Below are 16,657 nucleotides of genomic sequence, written 5' to 3' on the forward strand. Positions count from 1 at the left end.
GGCGACGTGGTGGAGTTCCGCTTCAACGTGTGACCCGGCTCGTCGTGCCCTCCGGGCGCCAGGCGCTCCAGCCGGCAGCCCAGTAGACCGGACGCCAGCCGCGGCGGCTCCAGTCCCGGGGCACCACCTCGACGTGTACCTGGGGGACCGCCTCCAGCGCCTGGCCGCCCCAGGTCTGGGCGTGGAACTCCGCGACCGTGTCGTCGACGTCGTCCCGGCACGCCTCGGCCCGACCGTCGGCCACGACGACGTGGAGGACGGTCGGCTCCGTCCGGGCGTCCACGAACGGCGCGCGGACGTCTGGCGAGATGTTGCCCAAGGCGGCCTGGACAGCGGCCAGCACCGCCACGTTCTCGCGGTCGAGGGCCGCCTTCTGCTCCTCCGTCAGCGCCGGGTCGTAGTAGTCGTGCACGCGCCGAGCAGAGAGATCCACCGGGGACGCCGCGGACACGTCGGACTCCCGACGAGGGACGGGCGACGCTCCGACCGAGACGCGGGACGCCGGCCGGACGGCCCGCCGCATCGTGAGATGTCGACGGGGCCCCGGTGCCTGGCCAGTCGACGTTTCGCGCGTGTTTCCCTGTCGTCTCGGGGTGGCGACGCGCCCGTACCGGCCAGTATCAACTCGGTAACGATCGACCGCAGCAACCGGGCAAGGGGGAGAAGCCACGCAACTTGCTGGGTAGCGTTGCCTCAAACCGTGGTGGGCATACCCGTCCACGCGCGCCGACACCAACCGGACGCGCGGGCGACGGGGCGGCCGGGGGGCGAACGACGCCCGTCCGTCCGCGCCCACCATCCCTTGGAGGAGGAACATTGAAGATCAGGCGCACGAGTGCCGCCCTCGCGGTGACGGTCACCGGAGCACTGCTGTTCTCGGCGTGCAGCGGCACGTCGGGTGACGGCGACACCGAGACCGACGACGCGGGTATCAACACCGAGTCGGCCGTCACGGTCGCGTGGGAGGCCCCCCTCAACGAGCTCAACCTCAGCTCGTCGAACGGCAACGCGACGCAGAACGCGATCATCAACTACGTGCTGAACTCCGGCTTCAGCTACTACGACGCCGACCTGAACCTCGTCCAGGACGAGTCGTTCGGTACGTACGAGAAGGTCTCGGACGACCCGCTGACCATCAAGTACACGTTCGGTGACGACACCAAGTGGTCGGACGGCACGCCGGTCGACGCGACGGAGCTGCTGCTCGACTGGGCCGGCCAGTCCGGCAAGTTCAACACCGTCGAGGCCGAGACGGACCCGGAGACCGGCGAGGTCACGAACCAGGCCGAGGTGGACGCTGGTGTCTACTTCGACGGGTCGGACCCGGGCATCGCCCTGATCTCGCAGAACCCCGAGATCTCCGAGGACAACAAGTCGGTCACGGTCGTCTACGACAAGCCGTTCGGTGACTGGGAGCTGAGCTGGACGAACGAGTTCGTCCCCGCCCACGTCGTCGGCCAGAAGGCGCTCGGCATCGAGGACGCGGAGGAGGCCAAGGCCGCCGTCCGCGACGCGATCCTCAACAACGACACCGCCGCGCTGTCGAAGATCTCGAAGTTCTGGAACGAGGGCTTCCAGTTCACCTCGCTCCCCGAGGACCCCTCCCTGTACGTCTCGAACGGTGCCTACACGCTCGAGGACTACAAGGAGAACCAGTACCTCACCCTGAAGGCGAACCCTGACTTCCAGGGCAAGAACAAGGGCGCGGTCGACACCATCACGGTCCGCTACATCGAGGACCCGATGGCCCAGGTCCAGGCGCTCGAAAATGGTGAGGTCGACCTCATCGGCCCGCAGGCCTCGGCCGACGTCCGCACGGCGCTCGAGGCGCTCGACGGCATCGAGACCCACTCGGGCATCGAGGGTACGTACGAGCACGTCGACCTGGTCTTCCAGAACAAGGGTCCGTTCGACCCGCAGACCTACGGTGGCGACGCGGAGAAGGCCAAGGCCGTCCGCCAGGCGTTCCTGCTGACGATCCCGCGCCAGACGATCGTCGACAACCTCATCAAGCCGCTCAACCCGGACGCCGAGGTGCGCAACTCGAACATCCTCATCCCGGGCTCGCCGAACTACGACCAGATGGTCGCGGAGAACGGCTCGGACTTCTACCCGGCTGCGGGTGACATCGAGAAGGCGAAGCAGCTGCTCGCCGACGCCGGGGTCGCCACACCGGTCAAGGTGCGCTTCGCGTACAACAACGAGAACACGCGCCGCGTGAACGAGCTCGCGCTCATCACGGACACCGCCTCGCAGGCCGGCTTCGAGATCGTCGACACGGGCCGTCCGGCCGCCGAGTGGGGCACCCTGCTCGCCACCGGCCAGGACCAGTACGACGCCTCGCTCTTCGGCTGGCAGTCCACGTCGACCGCGGTCACCGAGTCGGACGCGAACTTCCGCTGGGCGCCGAACCCCGGTGTCAACAACTACGGCCAGTACAACAACCCGGCCGTCGACGCCGCGCTGGACAAGCTCCAGGTCTCGACCGACCCCGAGGAGCAGTTCCAGCTCCAGCTCGAGGTCGAGAAGAACCTGTGGGCGGACGGCTTCGGTGTGACGATCTTCCAGTTCCCGGCCATCCAGGGCTGGGACGAGAACCTGAAGGGCGTCGAGTCGATCACGATCAGCCCGACGATCTTCCACGGTTTCTGGAACTGGACGTTCGAGGGCTGAGAGTCCTGAACACCGCCTGACGAGGCCCGTCGCCGTCCGCGAGGACGGCGGCGGGCCTGTCCGGACGCAGGAGACCGGGGGTCTCCGACGGCCCGTCCGTCGGGACCCCCGGTCCTCGCGTGCTCCCGAACCCCGACGTCCTCACCACGGCGTCCCGTGCCCCTCGGTTCACGATCGCGCGAGACCCGCGCGTAGAATCGACCGGCCCCAGACCCGGGGTCCCTACCGACCAGCGAGGTAAGACCTCCGATGTTCTCCTTCATCTCGCGGCGTGTGCTGGCAGGGTTGGCGACCCTCCTCGTGTCCACGTTCGCGATGTTCCTGCTCGTCGACGCCGCGATCCGGCCGTACATCTTCATGGATCTCGAGTCGAGCACGAAGCCCAACAAGGCGCAGCTCATCGCCCAGCGCACCGCCGAGCTCGATCTCGACACGCCCTCGGTGATCCGCTACTTCAAGTGGCTCGGCGACTTCGTCACCGGTGACCTCGGGACGGCCTGGCAGAGTGGCCAGTCCGTCACGACCCTGCTCCAGGGCGCGGTGATCTCGACCATCCAGCTCGTCGCCGCGGCGACCGTCCTCGCCGTCGTCTTCGGCGTCATGGTCGGCATCGTCAGCGCGCTGCGCCAGTACAGCACCTTCGACTACCTGACGATCTTCGTCTCGTTCGTGCTTTACTCGCTCCCGGCCTTCTGGGTCGCCGTCCTGCTCAAGCAGTGGGGCGCGATCGGCTTCAACGACTTCCTGCGGGACCCGAACCTCTCGATCCTCGTGATCGCCGTGGTCGGCGTCGTGATCGGCCTGTTCTGGTCCCTCGCCTTCGGCGGGACGCTCAAGCGCCGGCTCACCGTGTTCGCGATGGGCTTCGCCGCCAGCGCGCTCGCGCTGCTCTACCTCCAGCTCTCCGGGTGGTGGGCCGAGCCGAACCTCGGTCCGGTCATCATCATCGTCACGGGCACCGCCCTCGCGTTCGCGATCACCGCCCTGGTGTCCGGGCTGAAGAACCGCCGCGCGCTCTACGCGTCCCTCACCACGGTCCTGGTCGGCGTCGTCATCTACTTCCCCATCCAGTCCGTCCTCAAGCAGGTGGACAACTGGTGGCTCGTGCTCGTCCTCGGGGTCGTCGCCGTCGGCGTCGGCATCGGGATCGGGTATGCGTGGGGCGGCCCCGACAAGGGCGTGTCCGCGCGCGCCTCCGGCATCACGGCGTTCCTCGTCGCCTCGATGATCTTCGTCGACAAGGTGATGGGCGTCTGGCCCGCGTACTTCAACGCGACGGCGATCAACGGCCGGCCCATCCCGACGATCGGCAACAGCACGCCGAACCTCGGCGGGAACTTCTGGGTGCAGGTCCTCGACCAGTACACGCACCTGCTCCTGCCGACCATCGCGCTCGTGCTCATCCAGTTCGCCGGCTACACGCGCTACTCGCGCGCCAGCATGCTCGAGGTGATGAGCCAGGACTACATCCGCACGGCGCGCGCCAAGGGCCTGCCCGAGCGGACGGTCGTCATGCGCCACGGCTTCCGCAACACGCTGATCCCGCTCGCGACGATCGTCCCCATCGACGTCATCACCCTGCTGGGCGGCGCGATCATCACCGAGAAGGTCTTCGCCCGACCGGGCATGGGCCTGCTCTTCCTCAACTCGCTGCAACGAGGCGAGATCGACCCCGTCATGGCGTACCTCGTCATCGTCGCGGCCCTCGCCATCATCGCCAACATCGTGGCTGACCTCATCTACGCAGCCCTCGACCCGCGGATCCGGGTGAACGCATGAGCAACACACCGAACGACGCGTCGCAGAGCGGCGCGACCGAGAACCAGATCGAGCTCCTCGAGGTCGAGGGACTGTCCCAGGGGCAGATCGTCCGACGGCGCTTCTTCCACCACAAGGGCGCGGTCGTCGCGCTCGTCTTCCTCGTCGGCATCGTCGCGCTCGCGATCACGTCCATCGGGATCGGCGGATGGGACGGGTGGTACGCGTACAAGGCGTCCGGTCAGGGCTCGACCTACCCGCTCGTCAACGGGGGCGCACCCTCGCCCGAGCACATCTTCGGTCAGGACGAGGCCGGCCGCGACGTGTTCGCGCGCGTCATGCAGGGCACGCAGACCTCGCTCCTCGTGGTCCTGTCGGTCGGCGTCATCGCGACGGTGGCGGGCGTCCTCTTCGGGGCGCTGTCCGGGTACTACCGCGGTCGGGTCGACTCGTGGCTCATGCGCTTCACGGACCTCGTCATCACGATGCCGGTCATCGTCATCGGCGCGGTGCTCGCGCTCCTGTCGGGCGGCAGCAACGCGCTCATCCTGGGCGCGTTCCTCGGGCTCGTCCTGTGGCCGCCGCTCGCGCGCCTCGTGCGCGGCGAGTTCCTCTCGCTGCGCGAGCGGGAGTTCGTCGACGCCGCCCGCGTCGCCGGCGCGAGCGACCGGCGGATCATCTTCAAGCACATGCTGCCCAACGCGGTGGGCGTGATCATCGTCAACGTCACGCTGCTCATGAGCTCGGCGATCCTGCTCGAGACGGCGCTGAGCTACCTCGGCGTCGGCATCCAGGCGCCGGCGACCTCGCTCGGCAAGCTCATCAGCGACTACCAGGAGGCGTTCGCGACGCGTCCGTGGCTGTTCTGGTGGCCGGGTCTGTTCATCGTCGCGATCGCGCTGTGCGTCAACTTCATCGGTGACGGCCTGCGCGACGCGTTCGACCCGCGTCAGAAGCGGATCCCGTCGGAGCGCAAGATGGCGCGCGCACAGCGGGTCGCGCGTCCCACGGCCGCCGCCACGCCGGGCGCGACCGGTGAGGCCGGGGCGAGCTGATGACCGCCGTCGTCGCCGCCCGCCCGGGAGGTCGTGGACCTCTCGGGCGGCGCGGCGCGCCGACGAGGTCAGGCAGTGAGCGCCACGACCGTCCCCACGACGAGCGCGCCCAGCACGGCGAGCTGCACGACGTGCCACGTCGTGCGGGCACCGGGAGCCCCCGGCACCGCACGGTCGAGGTGGCCGGCGGCCGCGAGCAGACCGTGGCGCTGCGTGACGGCGTCGGCGACGGCCTCGGCGCTGGCACCCGCGACAACCTGGTCCTGGCCGGCCGTGCGCCGTCGGGAGCTGCGCAGCCAGCGAGCCGTCCCGCTCGACCGGGGCGCCGCCCAGGCGGTCACCGTGCCGCCCGCGTAGCGCACCTCGAGCGAGTACCGGGTCTCGACGCCCTCGTACGCGGTCCACGGCACGTGGACGGTGCGGGCGACGTTGCGGACCTCGACCCCGCCGTCGGACACCTCCACGGCGGGACGCCAGAACAGCATCCAGACGAGGTACGTCACGAGCGCGGCGGGGAGCAGAGCCCCCACGACCGCGACGACGTCCCCCGTCACGGCCGTGACCACGACCAGGGCGACGGCGACGGCGCCCGTCGCCACCGTGAGGACTCGGCCGTACGTCGAACGGAAGACCAGCGTGGGACCCATGCGCCCATGCTCGCAGAGTCGAGGCGCCACGAGCGCCGGCTCCAGCAGGAAGGACACTGATCAGCGTGGCCATCGAGACGTCTCCCGCGGCCCCGGCCGCGCGCCAGGGCAGCCCCGTGCTGACCGTGCGCAACCTCGGCGTGGACTTCTACGTCGACAAGGCCTGGTACCCCGCGGCCACGGACGTGAGCTACGACCTCCACTCCGGTGAGGTCCTCGCGATCGTCGGCGAGTCCGGCTCGGGCAAGTCCCAGTCGTCGCTCGCGCTGCTGGGCCTGCTGCCGCCGAACGGTCGTGCCCGCGGCTCCGCCAAGCTCGGCGACCGCGAGCTCATCGGCATGTCGCACGGCTCGCTGCGGCACGTCCGCGGCAAGGAGATCTCCATGATCTTCCAGGAGCCGATGACGGCGCTGAACCCCGTGTACACGGTGGGCTTCCAGATCGTCGAGACCATCCGGACGCACTTCAACGTCGGCCCCGCCGACGCGAAGAAGCGCGCGATCGAGCTCCTGCGGCTCGTCGAGATCCCGGAGCCGGAGCGACGCTTCGACGCGTACCCGCACCAGCTCTCCGGCGGTCAGCGCCAGCGCGCGATGATCGCCCAGGCCCTCGCGTGCGACCCCAAGCTCCTCGTCGCCGACGAGCCGACCACGGCGCTCGACGTCACGGTCCAGGCCGAGATCCTCAAGCTGCTCCGGGACCTGCGCTACCGGGTCGACGCCGCGATCATCCTCATCACGCACGACATGGGCGTGGTGGCCGACATGGCCGACTCGATCATGGTCATGAAGGACGGCCAGGTCGTCGAGCGCGGCACGTCGGCCGAGATCTTCGGCGCGCCGAAGCACCCGTACACGGTCCGTCTCCTCGAGGCGGTGCCGCACCTGGGCTCAACGCGCGAGGCGACCACGGCCACGGACCGCGTCCCGGCGGCCGCGGCGCAGGAGCGCCCGCTCGTGCTCGACGCGCAGGACATGATCATCGAGTACCCCGGTCGACGCCGCCAGGCCGCGTTCCGCGCGGTCGACGAGGTGTCGATGCAGATCCGCCAGGGCGAGGTCCTCGGGCTCGTGGGCGAGTCGGGCTCGGGCAAGACGACGATCGGGCGTGCAGCCGTCGGCCTCCTGCCGGTCACCGGGGGTTCGCTCGAGATCGTCGGCAGGAACATGGTGGGCGCCACGCCCAAGGACCTCAAGCCGCTGCGCACCGAGGTCGGCATCGTGTTCCAGGACCCGGGGTCGTCGCTCAACCCGCGCCTGCCGATCGGCGAGTCCATCGGCGAGCCGCTCATGCTGCACAAGGGCGTGAAGGGCAAGGAGCTCAGCCGTGAGGTCGAGCGCCTGCTCGACCAGGTCGAGCTCCCGCGCGCGATGCGCAACCGCTACCCGCACGAGCTCTCGGGCGGTCAGCGCCAGCGCGTCGGCATCGCCCGTGCGCTCTCGCTCGAGCCCAAGCTGCTCGTGGCCGACGAGCCGACGTCGGCGCTCGACGTGTCCGTGCAGGCCAGGGTCCTCGACCTGTTCACGGACCTCCAGCGCGAGCACGGGTTCGCGTGCCTGTTCATCTCGCACGACCTCGCGGTCGTCGAGATGCTGTCCGACCGCATCGCCGTGATGCACAAGGGCAAGCTGGTCGAGGTGGGCGCGACGTCGCAGATCGTGCACGCTCCCCAGCACCCGTACACGCAGCGGCTCCTCGCCGCGGTGCCGGTGCCGGACCCGGCGGCGCAGCGCGAGCGCCGTGCCGCGCGCGACGCGCTGCTCGAGGCCGCGGCGCGCGACATCGCGAACGACGAGCTCTCGTCGCTCGTCGACGAGGAGCGCTCGCTCGCGGAGCAGCGCGACGACATCGACCACGAGCGGAGCGCGCCGCCCACGGCGGGCGCCGGGTTCTGACCGCACCCCGCACCGACGTGCGGGACCGGACGACGCCTCGGGGGCGGCTGCGCACGCAGCCGCCCCCGAGGCGTTCCGGTTGCCGGGGGGCCCGTGCACGACAAGCCTGGAGCCCATGAGCGCGCCGGAGCACGAGACGCCCCCTGAGCCCTCCGACGTGGGCTCTCCCGCCCGCGGAGCCACGGCGGCCGACGACCTCGACAGCCCTCGCACCGGGAGACCCGACCCTCGGGTGTTCTACCCGGCGGCCGGGATCATCCTGCTCTTCGTGCTCGCGACCATCCTCTTCACCGACACGGTGACGGCGCTCATGAACACGCTCCAGCGGGACGTCATCGGGGTCTTCGGCTGGTACTACGTGATCGTCGTGGCCGGCTTCGTCGTGTTCTCCCTGTGGATGGGCCTGAGCCGCTTCGGCGACATCGTGCTCGGCAAGGACGAGGACGAGCCCTTGTTCCGGCTCCCCGTGTGGTTCGCGATGCTCTTCGCGACCGGTATGGGGATCGGGCTCGTGTACTGGGGCGTGGCGGAGCCGCTGTCGCACTACGTGAGCCCCAAGCCGGGCGTCGAGGGGAGCGACCCGGCGCTCGCCCAGGCCGCCATGGGGCAGAGCTACCTCCACTGGGGCGTCCACGCGTGGGCGATCTACGTCGTCGCGGGCCTCGCGCTCGCGTACGCGATCCACCGCAAGGGCAGGCCGGTGTCGATCCGGTGGGCGCTCGAGCCGCTGTTCGGCGACCGGGTGAAGGGCAGGCTCGGGGACGTCATCGACGTCGTCGCGATCATCGGCACGGTGTTCGGGGTGGCGACGTCGCTGGGCTTCGGCGTCCTCCAGATCTCCGCCGGCCTCGGGTACCTCGACGTGGTGCAGCCGAGCACGGCCCTCGAGATCGGGCTCATCGCGGCGATCTCCGCGCTCGCGACGATCTCCGTCGTGTCGGGGCTGGGCAAGGGGATCAAGTGGCTGTCCAACGGCAACATGATCCTGGCCGGGGTCGTCCTGGTCCTCGTGCTGGCCCTGGGGCCGACCCTCTTCCTCCTGCGCGAGTGGGTCCAGTCGCTCGGCTACTACGTCCAGAACATCGTCCGGCTGTCGTTCGACACGACCGCGTTCCAGGGCGAGGCCGGGCTCGAGTGGCAGTCGTCGTGGACGATCTTCTACTGGGGCTGGTGGATCTCCTGGGCGCCGTTCGTGGGCGTCTTCATCGCCCGGATCTCGCGCGGGCGCACGGTGCGCGAGTTCGTCCTCGGGACGCTCCTCGTCCCGACGGTCGTCACGACCCTGTGGTTCTCGGTCTTCGGCGGGTCGGCCCTCTACCGCGAGCTGACCGAGCCGGGGAGCATGCTCGTGGACGGCGCGGTCGACACCGACACGACGCTGTTCCAGCTCTTCGACGGCCTGCCGCTCGGCAACGTCCTCTCGGTCGTCGGGATCCTGCTCATCGTCGTGTTCTTCGTGACGTCGTCGGACTCCGGCTCGCTCGTGGTGGACATGCTCGCGAGCGGCGGCAACCCGAACCCGCCCACGTGGAGCCGCATCTTCTGGGCGGGCGTCTCGGGGCTCCTGGCGATCGCGCTCCTGCTCGCGGGCGGGTTGCAGGCGCTCCAGACCGCGGCGATCCTCATCGCGCTGCCGTTCTCCGTCGTGATGATCGGGATGGCGGTCTCGACCGTCCGCGCCCTGCGCGCGGAGCACGCCGCGATCCTGCGGGCGGAGCGCCGGGCCGCGCGCGCCGCGCTGACGGAGCACGTGACCACCCACGTCTCGGAGAGCATCTCGGAGCAGTGGGAGGAGCTCTACCCCGACCGCCCGGACCGGTTTCGCGCCCTGACCCGGCGCCCGCGCAAGGGCTCGCCGCCGTGACGCCGTCGGCACCGCGACGGGGACCGTCGCGGCGAGCCACGCAGGGAACGACGCGGGGGAGTGACGCGGGTCATGGTGGCGGGAACCGCGACCCGGTAGGATAGCCGTGCCCGGGTGACGGCCCGTGCTCCGTGATGCCGCGGCGGGCTGCTCCCGCGCCGTGCGCGCAGAGGTGGCCGGCCGTCGTCGCCCCTCGAACCCCACGAAATGAGAACCGTAGATGTCTGTGCGCTCCGACCTGCGCAACGTGGCGATCGTCGCCCACGTCGACCACGGCAAGACCACGCTCGTCGACGCGATGCTGCGCCAGTCCGGCGCCTTCTCCGCGCACCAGCACGTGGACGACCGCGTCATGGACTCCGGTGACCTCGAGCGCGAGAAGGGCATCACCATCCTCGCGAAGAACACCGCGGTCCGCTACGCCGGCCCGGCCGCCGCCGCGGTGGGGGAGCCCGACGGCATCACGATCAACGTGATCGACACCCCCGGCCACGCCGACTTCGGTGGCGAGGTCGAGCGCGGCCTCTCCATGGTCGACGGCGTCGTCCTCCTCGTCGACGCGAGCGAGGGCCCGCTCCCGCAGACGCGGTTCGTGCTGCGCAAGGCGCTCGCCGCGAAGCTCCCGGTCATCATCGTCGTCAACAAGGTCGACCGTCCGGACTCGCGCATCACCGAGGTCGTCGCCGAGGCCACGGACCTGCTGCTCGGCCTCGCCTCCGACCTCGCGGACGAGGTGCCCGACCTCGACCTCGACGCCATCCTGGACGTCCCGGTCGTGTACGCGTCGGCCAAGGCCGGCCGTGCGTCGCTCGACCAGCCCGTGGACGGCCAGCTCCCGTCGAACGAGGACCTCGAGCCGCTCTTCACGACCATCCTCGAGAAGATCCCCGCGCCGACGTACGACGAGGGCGCGCCGCTCCAGGCGCACGTCACGAACCTCGACGCGTCGCCGTTCCTCGGCCGCCTCGCGCTGCTGCGCATCTTCAACGGCGAGCTCCGCAAGGGCCAGGTCGTCGCGTGGGCACGGCACGACGGCACGCTCCAGAACGTCAAGATCACCGAGCTCCTCGAGACCAAGGCGCTCGACCGCGTCCCGACGGAGTCGGCCGCGCCCGGCGACATCGTCGCCGTCGCGGGCATCGCGGACATCACGATCGGCGAGACGCTCACCGACCCCGAGGACCCGCGCCCGCTCCCGCTCATCACGGTCGACGACCCGGCGATCTCCATGACCATCGGGATCAACACGTCGCCGCTCGCGGGCAAGGGCGGCAAGGGCCACAAGGTGACGGCCCGCCAGGTCAAGGACCGCCTCGACTCCGAGCTCGTCGGCAACGTGTCGCTGCGCGTGCTGCCGACCGAGCGTCCCGACGCGTGGGAGGTCCAGGGCCGCGGCGAGCTCGCGCTCGCGATCCTCGTCGAGCAGATGCGCCGCGAGGGCTTCGAGCTCACGGTCGGCAAGCCGCAGGTCGTCACGCGCACGATCGACGGCAAGACGCACGAGCCGATGGAGCGCATGACCATCGACGTCCCCGAGGAGTACCTCGGCAACGTCACGCAGCTCCTCGCGCAGCGCAAGGGCCGCATGGAGACCATGTCCAACCACGGCACGGGCTGGATCCGCATGGAGTTCATGGTCCCGGCGCGCGGGCTCATCGGCTTCCGCACGCGCTTCCTCACGGAGACGCGCGGCACGGGCATCGCGGCCTCGATCTCCGAGGGCTACGAGCCGTGGGCCGGGCACATCGAGACCCGCACGACGGGCTCGCTCGTGGCCGACCGCGCCGGCAAGGTGACGCCGTTCGCGATGATCAACCTCCAGGAGCGCGGCTCGTTCTTCGTCGACCCCACCCAGGAGGTCTACGAGGGCATGATCGTCGGCGAGAACTCGCGCAACGAGGACATGGACGTGAACATCACCAAGGAGAAGAAGCTCACGAACATGCGGTCCTCGACGGCCGACAACTTCGAGAACCTCATCCCGCCGCGCCACCTCACGCTCGAGGAGTCGCTCGAGTTCGCGCGCGAGGACGAGTGCGTCGAGGTCACGCCCGAGGTCGTCCGCATCCGCAAGGTCCTGCTCGACCAGACCGAGCGCGCTCGCGCGGTCTCGCGCGCCAAGCGCGCCTGACGTCGCCTCACGGGGTGACCGTCCCGTCCTACCAGCAGACCGCCGTCGTGCCCGACGGTGGTCTGCTGGCCGTGCACGCCCACCCCGACGACGAGACGCTCGCCACGGGTGCGCTCCTCGCGACCTGGGCGCGGTCCGGGCAGCGCGTCACCGTCGTGACGTGCACGCGCGGCGAGCGGGGCGAGGTGATCGACACGCCCGCGCACCCGACCGGCGTCGGGCACCTCGAGGGCGACGGTTCCGCCCTCGCCGCGCACCGCGAGGGGGAGCTCGCCCGCGCGCTCGCCGTCCTCGGCGTCTCGGACCACGTCTTCCTCGACACGGTGACGCCTCCCGGGGCGAGCACGCTTCCCGACGGTGCCGCGCGGCCCCGGTTCGAGGACTCCGGGATGGCCTGGGTCGCGCCCAGCGTCGCGAGCGCCGCGGAGGACCTCCCACCCCGGGCGTTCGTCGCCGTCCCGCTCGACGAGGCCGCCGCGCGGTTGGCCGCCGTCGTGCGCGACCGCCGTCCCGCCGTCGTCGCGACGTACGAGCCCGGGGGCGGGTACGGGCATCCCGACCACGTGCGCGCGCACGACGTCACCGTCCGGGCGCTGGAGCTGCTCGGTGCCGCCGGCGAGCCCGTGCCCGCGCTCTGGCAGGCCGTCGCCCCCGCGAGCACGGTGCGCGCCGCGCGGAGCGCCCTCGCGGCGCACCCCGCGGTCCGGGCGCTCCTCGCGGACGACGCCGCCCTCGTCCTGCCCGACCCGGACGAGGACCTGCCTCCGGTCGCGCGCCCCGACCCCTCGCTGCCCCTGCTCGTGACCGTTCCGGTGGCGCCCGTCCTCGACCAGCTCCTCGCCGCGATGCGGGCGCACGCGACGCAGGTCCAGCGCGTGACCGCCGCGGTCGGGGCCGAGGGATCCGGCGAGGGCGACGACCTCGAGGGCGTGCTGGGCTGGTACGCCCTCAGCAACGACGTGCTGGCCCCCGTCCCTTCACACGAGTTCTACGCTCCCTCCGGCGGCGCTCTCCCGGGCGACCAGGTCCGGCCCGAGCCCACGCGTTAATCTGGGCCCCGTGGAGACCGGTATGGGGCGGCTCGTCGGCCGCGGGGTGGCGTGCGCGCTCGTCGGTGTGATCGTCGGGCTCGTCGGCACCGTCGCGCACCGGGCGCACGTGCTCGGCGTCGACCTCCCCGGAGGCGCTGGGCTGGGCATCGTCCTCGCGCTGCTGACCGTCTTCGCGGCCGGCACCCTCGCACGCGCCTGGGGTGGCATGGCCGGCCTGCTCGGCTACGGCATCGGATGGGTCGTCGTGGTGCAGCTGCTCTCGCTCGAAGGCCCCGGCGGCGACGTCCTCGTGCCCAGCGAGCCCGTCGGGTACGTCTGGATCTACGGCGGTCTGCTCGTCGTCGCGGCGGTCGCGTTCCTGCCGCGTTCGTGGTTCAGCGACCGACCCGTCCGCCCGGCGCTCCACGGGCGTCCCACCAGGCACGACGGACCCGAGGACCCCCTCGCGTCCCGCTAGAATTCGCGGTGCGGATCCCCGCACACCCCTCGTCGTCGCGCGGACAGCCGCGCGCCTTTCGTCACGGAGACAGTGGATGGGTCAGCCGACCGACCGAGACGCCGATCTCGACTCCCCTCAGGACGCCGTCCCGGGGACCGGGGCCCCCGGTCCCCACCCCGAGCCCGCCCCCACCGACGAGAGCGCCGAGGCGCCCGGGACGGCCGACGTCCCCGAGCAGCCCGGCACGGACGACGGCGACGTCGCCGACGAGGCCGGTGCCCCCGCCGAGTCCGTGCCCGCCGTGGACGACGCACCGCGGGTCGGCACGGGCGAGGCCGCCGCTGCGGACGAGGTCCCCGAGCCCGCGCCGCCGCTCGACCAGGACACCCCGGCCGGCGACGGCGTCGCGGTCGAGCCGGTGGTGGCTGCCGAGCCGGTGGCGCTCGCCGAGCCCGCAGCCCCGCACGAGCGGGAAGACGCCCCGGTCGATCCGGACGAGACGACGGTCATCGAGGTGACCGAGGACCAGCCGGACCTGCCGGAGGGCTCGGAAGGTGTCGTGCCGCAGGCCGACGCCCTCCCGGGCGGCGCGCAGCCGGCGGATGCCTCCTCGACCGACGCGGGCGACGCTCCCGACGACGCGGCGCAGGTGCCGGCGCCGCGCAGCGAGCCCGCGGCCGCTCCGGCCGGGACGGCCGTCGGGGCCGAGGACGGCTCAGCGCAGGATGCGACCGCGTCGGACGCGGGAACCGCTGCGGTGGACGACGTCCCGGTCGCGGACGGTGCCGTGGAGGCTCCGGCCGCGGGAGAGGCGCCGAGCGCCGCACCCGTGCCCGAGGCGCCGGCCGGCTCGGCCCCCGTGGCGGAGACCGAGCCGCCGTCGACCGCCCCCGCCGGGACGGTCGGCCCGCCGTCGTCCCCGGACGAGGAGGACGACGGCGAGGAGGAGCCGTACGTGCCCCGCGTCTTCGCGTTCGACCCCAGCGTCCCGGCCGTGCTCGTCCCGTCGCCCGGGACCGAGGCGCAGGCCGCGACGCCCTCGGACGGTCCGGACGTCGCGGCGGACGAGCCCTCGGCCGAGCAGACCGCCGTGGTGCCCGCGGTGGAGGAGCCCGAGACCGAGCGGACCGCCGTCGTGCCCGTGGTGCCGCCGCAGGCACCCGTGCCGTCGGCGGACGTTCCGGACCCCGCGCCCGCGGACCCGGCCCCCGCGCAGGCCGCGGACGCCACCCAGGTCATCCCGCCCGTCGACCCGTGGTCCCGGCCCGCCCCGGTCGTCCGGACCTCCGTCCGGCCGGGTGCTCCGGCCACGGCCCCCGAGGCGGACCCGACGGCGGCCCCGGGCGCGACGCCCGCGGCCGCACCGGCGGCAGCCGGCCTGGGAAGCGCCTTCGGCCCGGTCCCGCCCGACGAGTCCCGGCAGACGTCGCCCTTCGACGGTTTCGAGGAGGACGCCCCCCGGCGCGGCTGGGTGCGCGGGCTGATGTGGACGGGCATCGGCGTCCTCGTCCTCGGCGGCCTCTACACGGGTGCGCAGTGGTTCTTCTCGGACAAGGTGCCGAGCGGGACGAGCGTCGCCGGCGTGGACGTGGGGGGACTCACCCGGACGGCGGCGCAGGACAAGCTCGAGTCCGAGCTCGGCCCGCGCGCGGCCGAGCCGGTCACGCTCACGGCGGGCGAGGCGAGCACGACGCTCGACCCGGCGACCGCAGGCCTCACGTTCGACGCCGCAGCCACCGCCGAGGAGCTCACGGCCTTCTCGATGAGCCCGGCCCGCCTGTGGCAGCACCTCTTCGGCGGCGAGGACGAGGCCCCCGTGGTCGCGGTCGACGACGCGGCGCTCGACGCCCAGGTCGAGGCGCTGCGCGGGAGCCTCGAGATCGAGCCGGTCGACGGCACGGTGCAGTTCGTGGACGGTGCCCCGACGAGCACGGCGGCGGCCGACGGCTCGGCCCTCGTGACGGACGAGGTCCCGGCGGCCATCACGTCGAGCTGGCTCGTCACGGACGGCCCGGTCGCGCTGCCGACCGAGCCCGTGGAGCCCGCGATCACGCAGGAGGAGACGGACGCCGCGCTCGCTCAGGCGGAGAAGGTCGTCTCCGCGCCCGTCGTCGTCTCGGTCGGGGGGCAGAACCCCGAGCTCCCGCCGGAGGCGCTCGCGGCTGCCGCGTCGTTCCCGGCGACGGACGGGGTGCTCACGCTCACGTTCGACGGCGCGACGCTCGTGGACTCGGTGGTCGACCGGACGAACGACCTGCTCACCGCCGCGGACGACGCGCACTTCGTCTTCCAGGACGGCGCGCCGGTGATCGAGGGCGGGGAGCCCGGCACGACGATCGACCCGGCGGCCATCGCGGCGGCCGTCACGACGGCGGCGTCGGGCGACGAGCGGACCGCGACGGTCGAGCTCGTCGAGTCCGACCCCGAGCAGTCGGTCGCCGCGCTCGAGGCGCTCGGGATCAAGGAGAAGGTCTCGGAGTTCTCGACGCCCGTGCCCAACGTCCCGGTCCGCACCGCGAACCTGCGGCGCGGCGCGGAGAAGGTGACGGGGACCCTCGTGAAGCCGGGCGAGACCTTCTCGCTCGTCGACACGCTGTCGCCCATCACCCTCGAGGGCGGCTACTTCGCGGCGGGCATCGTCGAGAGCGGTCGCCACACGGAGGGCGTCGGCGGCGGTCTGTCGCAGATGGCGACGACCACGTACAACGCCGGGTTCTTCGCCGGCCTCGAGGACGTCGAGCACCGACCGCACAGCTACTGGTTCGAGCGCTACCCCGCGGGGCGCGAGGCGACGATCTTCGTCGGTTCGATCGACATGAAGTTCAAGAACGACACCCCGTACGGCGTCCTCATGCAGTCCTGGGTCGGCGGGGGCGAGCTGCACGTCGCGATCTGGAGCACCAAGTACTACGACGTGGAGACGTCGTCCAGCGGCAAGTCGAACGTGGTCCAGCCGACGACGGTCACGCACTCCGGCGCCGACTGCGCCCCGACGCCCGCGGGCAGCCCGGGCTTCTCCATCACCAACTACCGCAAGGTCTACCGCGAGGGCGAGCTCGTCAAGGACGAGTCCTACCGGTGGACGTACAAGCCGGACAACGCGGTCGTCTGCGAGTAGACGACCGGTCCACCACACACACGGA

11 protein-coding genes are annotated in these 16,657 nt (G+C 71.8%); 9 read left to right on the top strand and 2 right to left on the bottom strand.

From position 1 onward, the window contains the following. Positions 1 to 22: 22 nt before the first annotated feature. Positions 23 to 433 carry a hypothetical protein gene (locus ACN9MS_RS06955; RefSeq protein WP_426311285.1) on the bottom strand — a complete coding sequence of 137 codons (411 nt, stop codon included), beginning with the start codon at positions 431 to 433 and terminating at the stop codon, positions 23 to 25. 383 nt (positions 434 to 816) lie between these two features. On the opposite strand from ACN9MS_RS06955, the gene ACN9MS_RS06960 reads away from it, so the two are divergent. The 3 genes from ACN9MS_RS06960 to ACN9MS_RS06970 all read left to right on the top strand — a co-directional run bounded on the left by ACN9MS_RS06960 (position 817) and on the right by ACN9MS_RS06970 (position 5,486). Then, positions 817 to 2,673 (top strand): ABC transporter family substrate-binding protein, encoded by a 1,857-nt coding sequence (locus tag ACN9MS_RS06960; RefSeq protein WP_426311286.1) that lies wholly within the window; start codon positions 817 to 819, stop codon positions 2,671 to 2,673. Between the two features lie 249 nt (positions 2,674 to 2,922). Beyond that, complete coding sequence (locus tag ACN9MS_RS06965; RefSeq protein ID WP_426311287.1) at positions 2,923 to 4,452, top strand: ABC transporter permease; 1,530 nt, start codon at positions 2,923 to 2,925, stop codon at positions 4,450 to 4,452. Continuing rightward, positions 4,449 to 5,486 (top strand): ABC transporter permease, encoded by a 1,038-nt coding sequence (locus ACN9MS_RS06970; protein ID WP_053371173.1) that lies wholly within the window; start codon positions 4,449 to 4,451, stop codon positions 5,484 to 5,486. Before ACN9MS_RS06965 ends, ACN9MS_RS06970 begins: the two co-directional genes overlap by 4 nt. Positions 5,487 to 5,554: 68 nt before the next feature. Here the strand turns inward: ACN9MS_RS06970 and ACN9MS_RS06975 are convergent, their stop codons facing one another. Beyond that, positions 5,555 to 6,133, bottom strand: a complete 579-nt coding sequence (locus tag ACN9MS_RS06975) for a PH domain-containing protein (protein WP_426311288.1) — start codon at positions 6,131 to 6,133, stop codon at positions 5,555 to 5,557. A 65-nt stretch (positions 6,134 to 6,198) separates the two neighbouring features. On the opposite strand from ACN9MS_RS06975, the gene ACN9MS_RS06980 reads away from it, so the two are divergent. The 6 genes from ACN9MS_RS06980 (at position 6,199) to ACN9MS_RS07005 (ending at position 16,632) form a co-directional block, all read left to right on the top strand. Further along, positions 6,199 to 8,028 (top strand): ABC transporter ATP-binding protein, encoded by a 1,830-nt coding sequence (locus tag ACN9MS_RS06980; RefSeq protein WP_426311289.1) that lies wholly within the window; start codon positions 6,199 to 6,201, stop codon positions 8,026 to 8,028. 115 nt (positions 8,029 to 8,143) lie between these two features. Beyond that, complete coding sequence (locus tag ACN9MS_RS06985; protein ID WP_426311290.1) at positions 8,144 to 9,892, top strand: BCCT family transporter; 1,749 nt, start codon at positions 8,144 to 8,146, stop codon at positions 9,890 to 9,892. 220 nt (positions 9,893 to 10,112) lie between these two features. Further along, a complete protein-coding gene (typA, locus tag ACN9MS_RS06990; RefSeq protein ID WP_047232779.1) occupies positions 10,113 to 12,023 on the top strand; it encodes a translational GTPase TypA in 1,911 nt (636 codons plus the stop codon). 14 nt (positions 12,024 to 12,037) lie between these two features. Beyond that, on the top strand, positions 12,038 to 13,072 hold the full coding sequence (locus ACN9MS_RS06995; protein WP_426311291.1) for a PIG-L family deacetylase: 1,035 nt from the start codon (positions 12,038 to 12,040) through the stop codon (positions 13,070 to 13,072). A gap of 10 nt (positions 13,073 to 13,082) precedes the next feature. After that, positions 13,083 to 13,532 carry a hypothetical protein gene (locus ACN9MS_RS07000; RefSeq protein WP_426311292.1) on the top strand — a complete coding sequence of 150 codons (450 nt, stop codon included), beginning with the start codon at positions 13,083 to 13,085 and terminating at the stop codon, positions 13,530 to 13,532. A gap of 76 nt (positions 13,533 to 13,608) precedes the next feature. Beyond that, a complete protein-coding gene (locus ACN9MS_RS07005) occupies positions 13,609 to 16,632 on the top strand; it encodes a VanW family protein (RefSeq protein WP_426311293.1) in 3,024 nt (1,007 codons plus the stop codon). Positions 16,633 to 16,657: the final 25 nt, after the last annotated feature.

The sequence above is a fragment of the Cellulosimicrobium sp. E-16 genome (genome assembly GCF_049913115.1).
In the GTDB taxonomy this organism is placed as follows: Bacteria; Actinomycetota; Actinomycetes; order Actinomycetales; family Cellulomonadaceae; genus Cellulosimicrobium.

Excerpts from the sequence above, each read along its gene's own strand:
- typA (WP_047232779.1), top strand. The coding sequence starts at position 10,113 with ATGTCTGTGCGCTCCGACCTGCGCAACGTGGCGATCGTCGCCCACGTC.
- ACN9MS_RS06985 (WP_426311290.1), top strand. The coding sequence starts at position 8,144 with ATGAGCGCGCCGGAGCACGAGACGCCCCCTGAGCCCTCCGACGTGGGC.
- ACN9MS_RS06970 (WP_053371173.1), top strand. The coding sequence starts at position 4,449 with ATGAGCAACACACCGAACGACGCGTCGCAGAGCGGCGCGACCGAGAAC.
- ACN9MS_RS07005 (WP_426311293.1), top strand. The coding sequence starts at position 13,609 with ATGGGTCAGCCGACCGACCGAGACGCCGATCTCGACTCCCCTCAGGAC.
- ACN9MS_RS06965 (WP_426311287.1), top strand. The coding sequence starts at position 2,923 with ATGTTCTCCTTCATCTCGCGGCGTGTGCTGGCAGGGTTGGCGACCCTC.
- ACN9MS_RS06975 (WP_426311288.1), bottom strand. The coding sequence starts at position 6,133 with ATGGGTCCCACGCTGGTCTTCCGTTCGACGTACGGCCGAGTCCTCACG.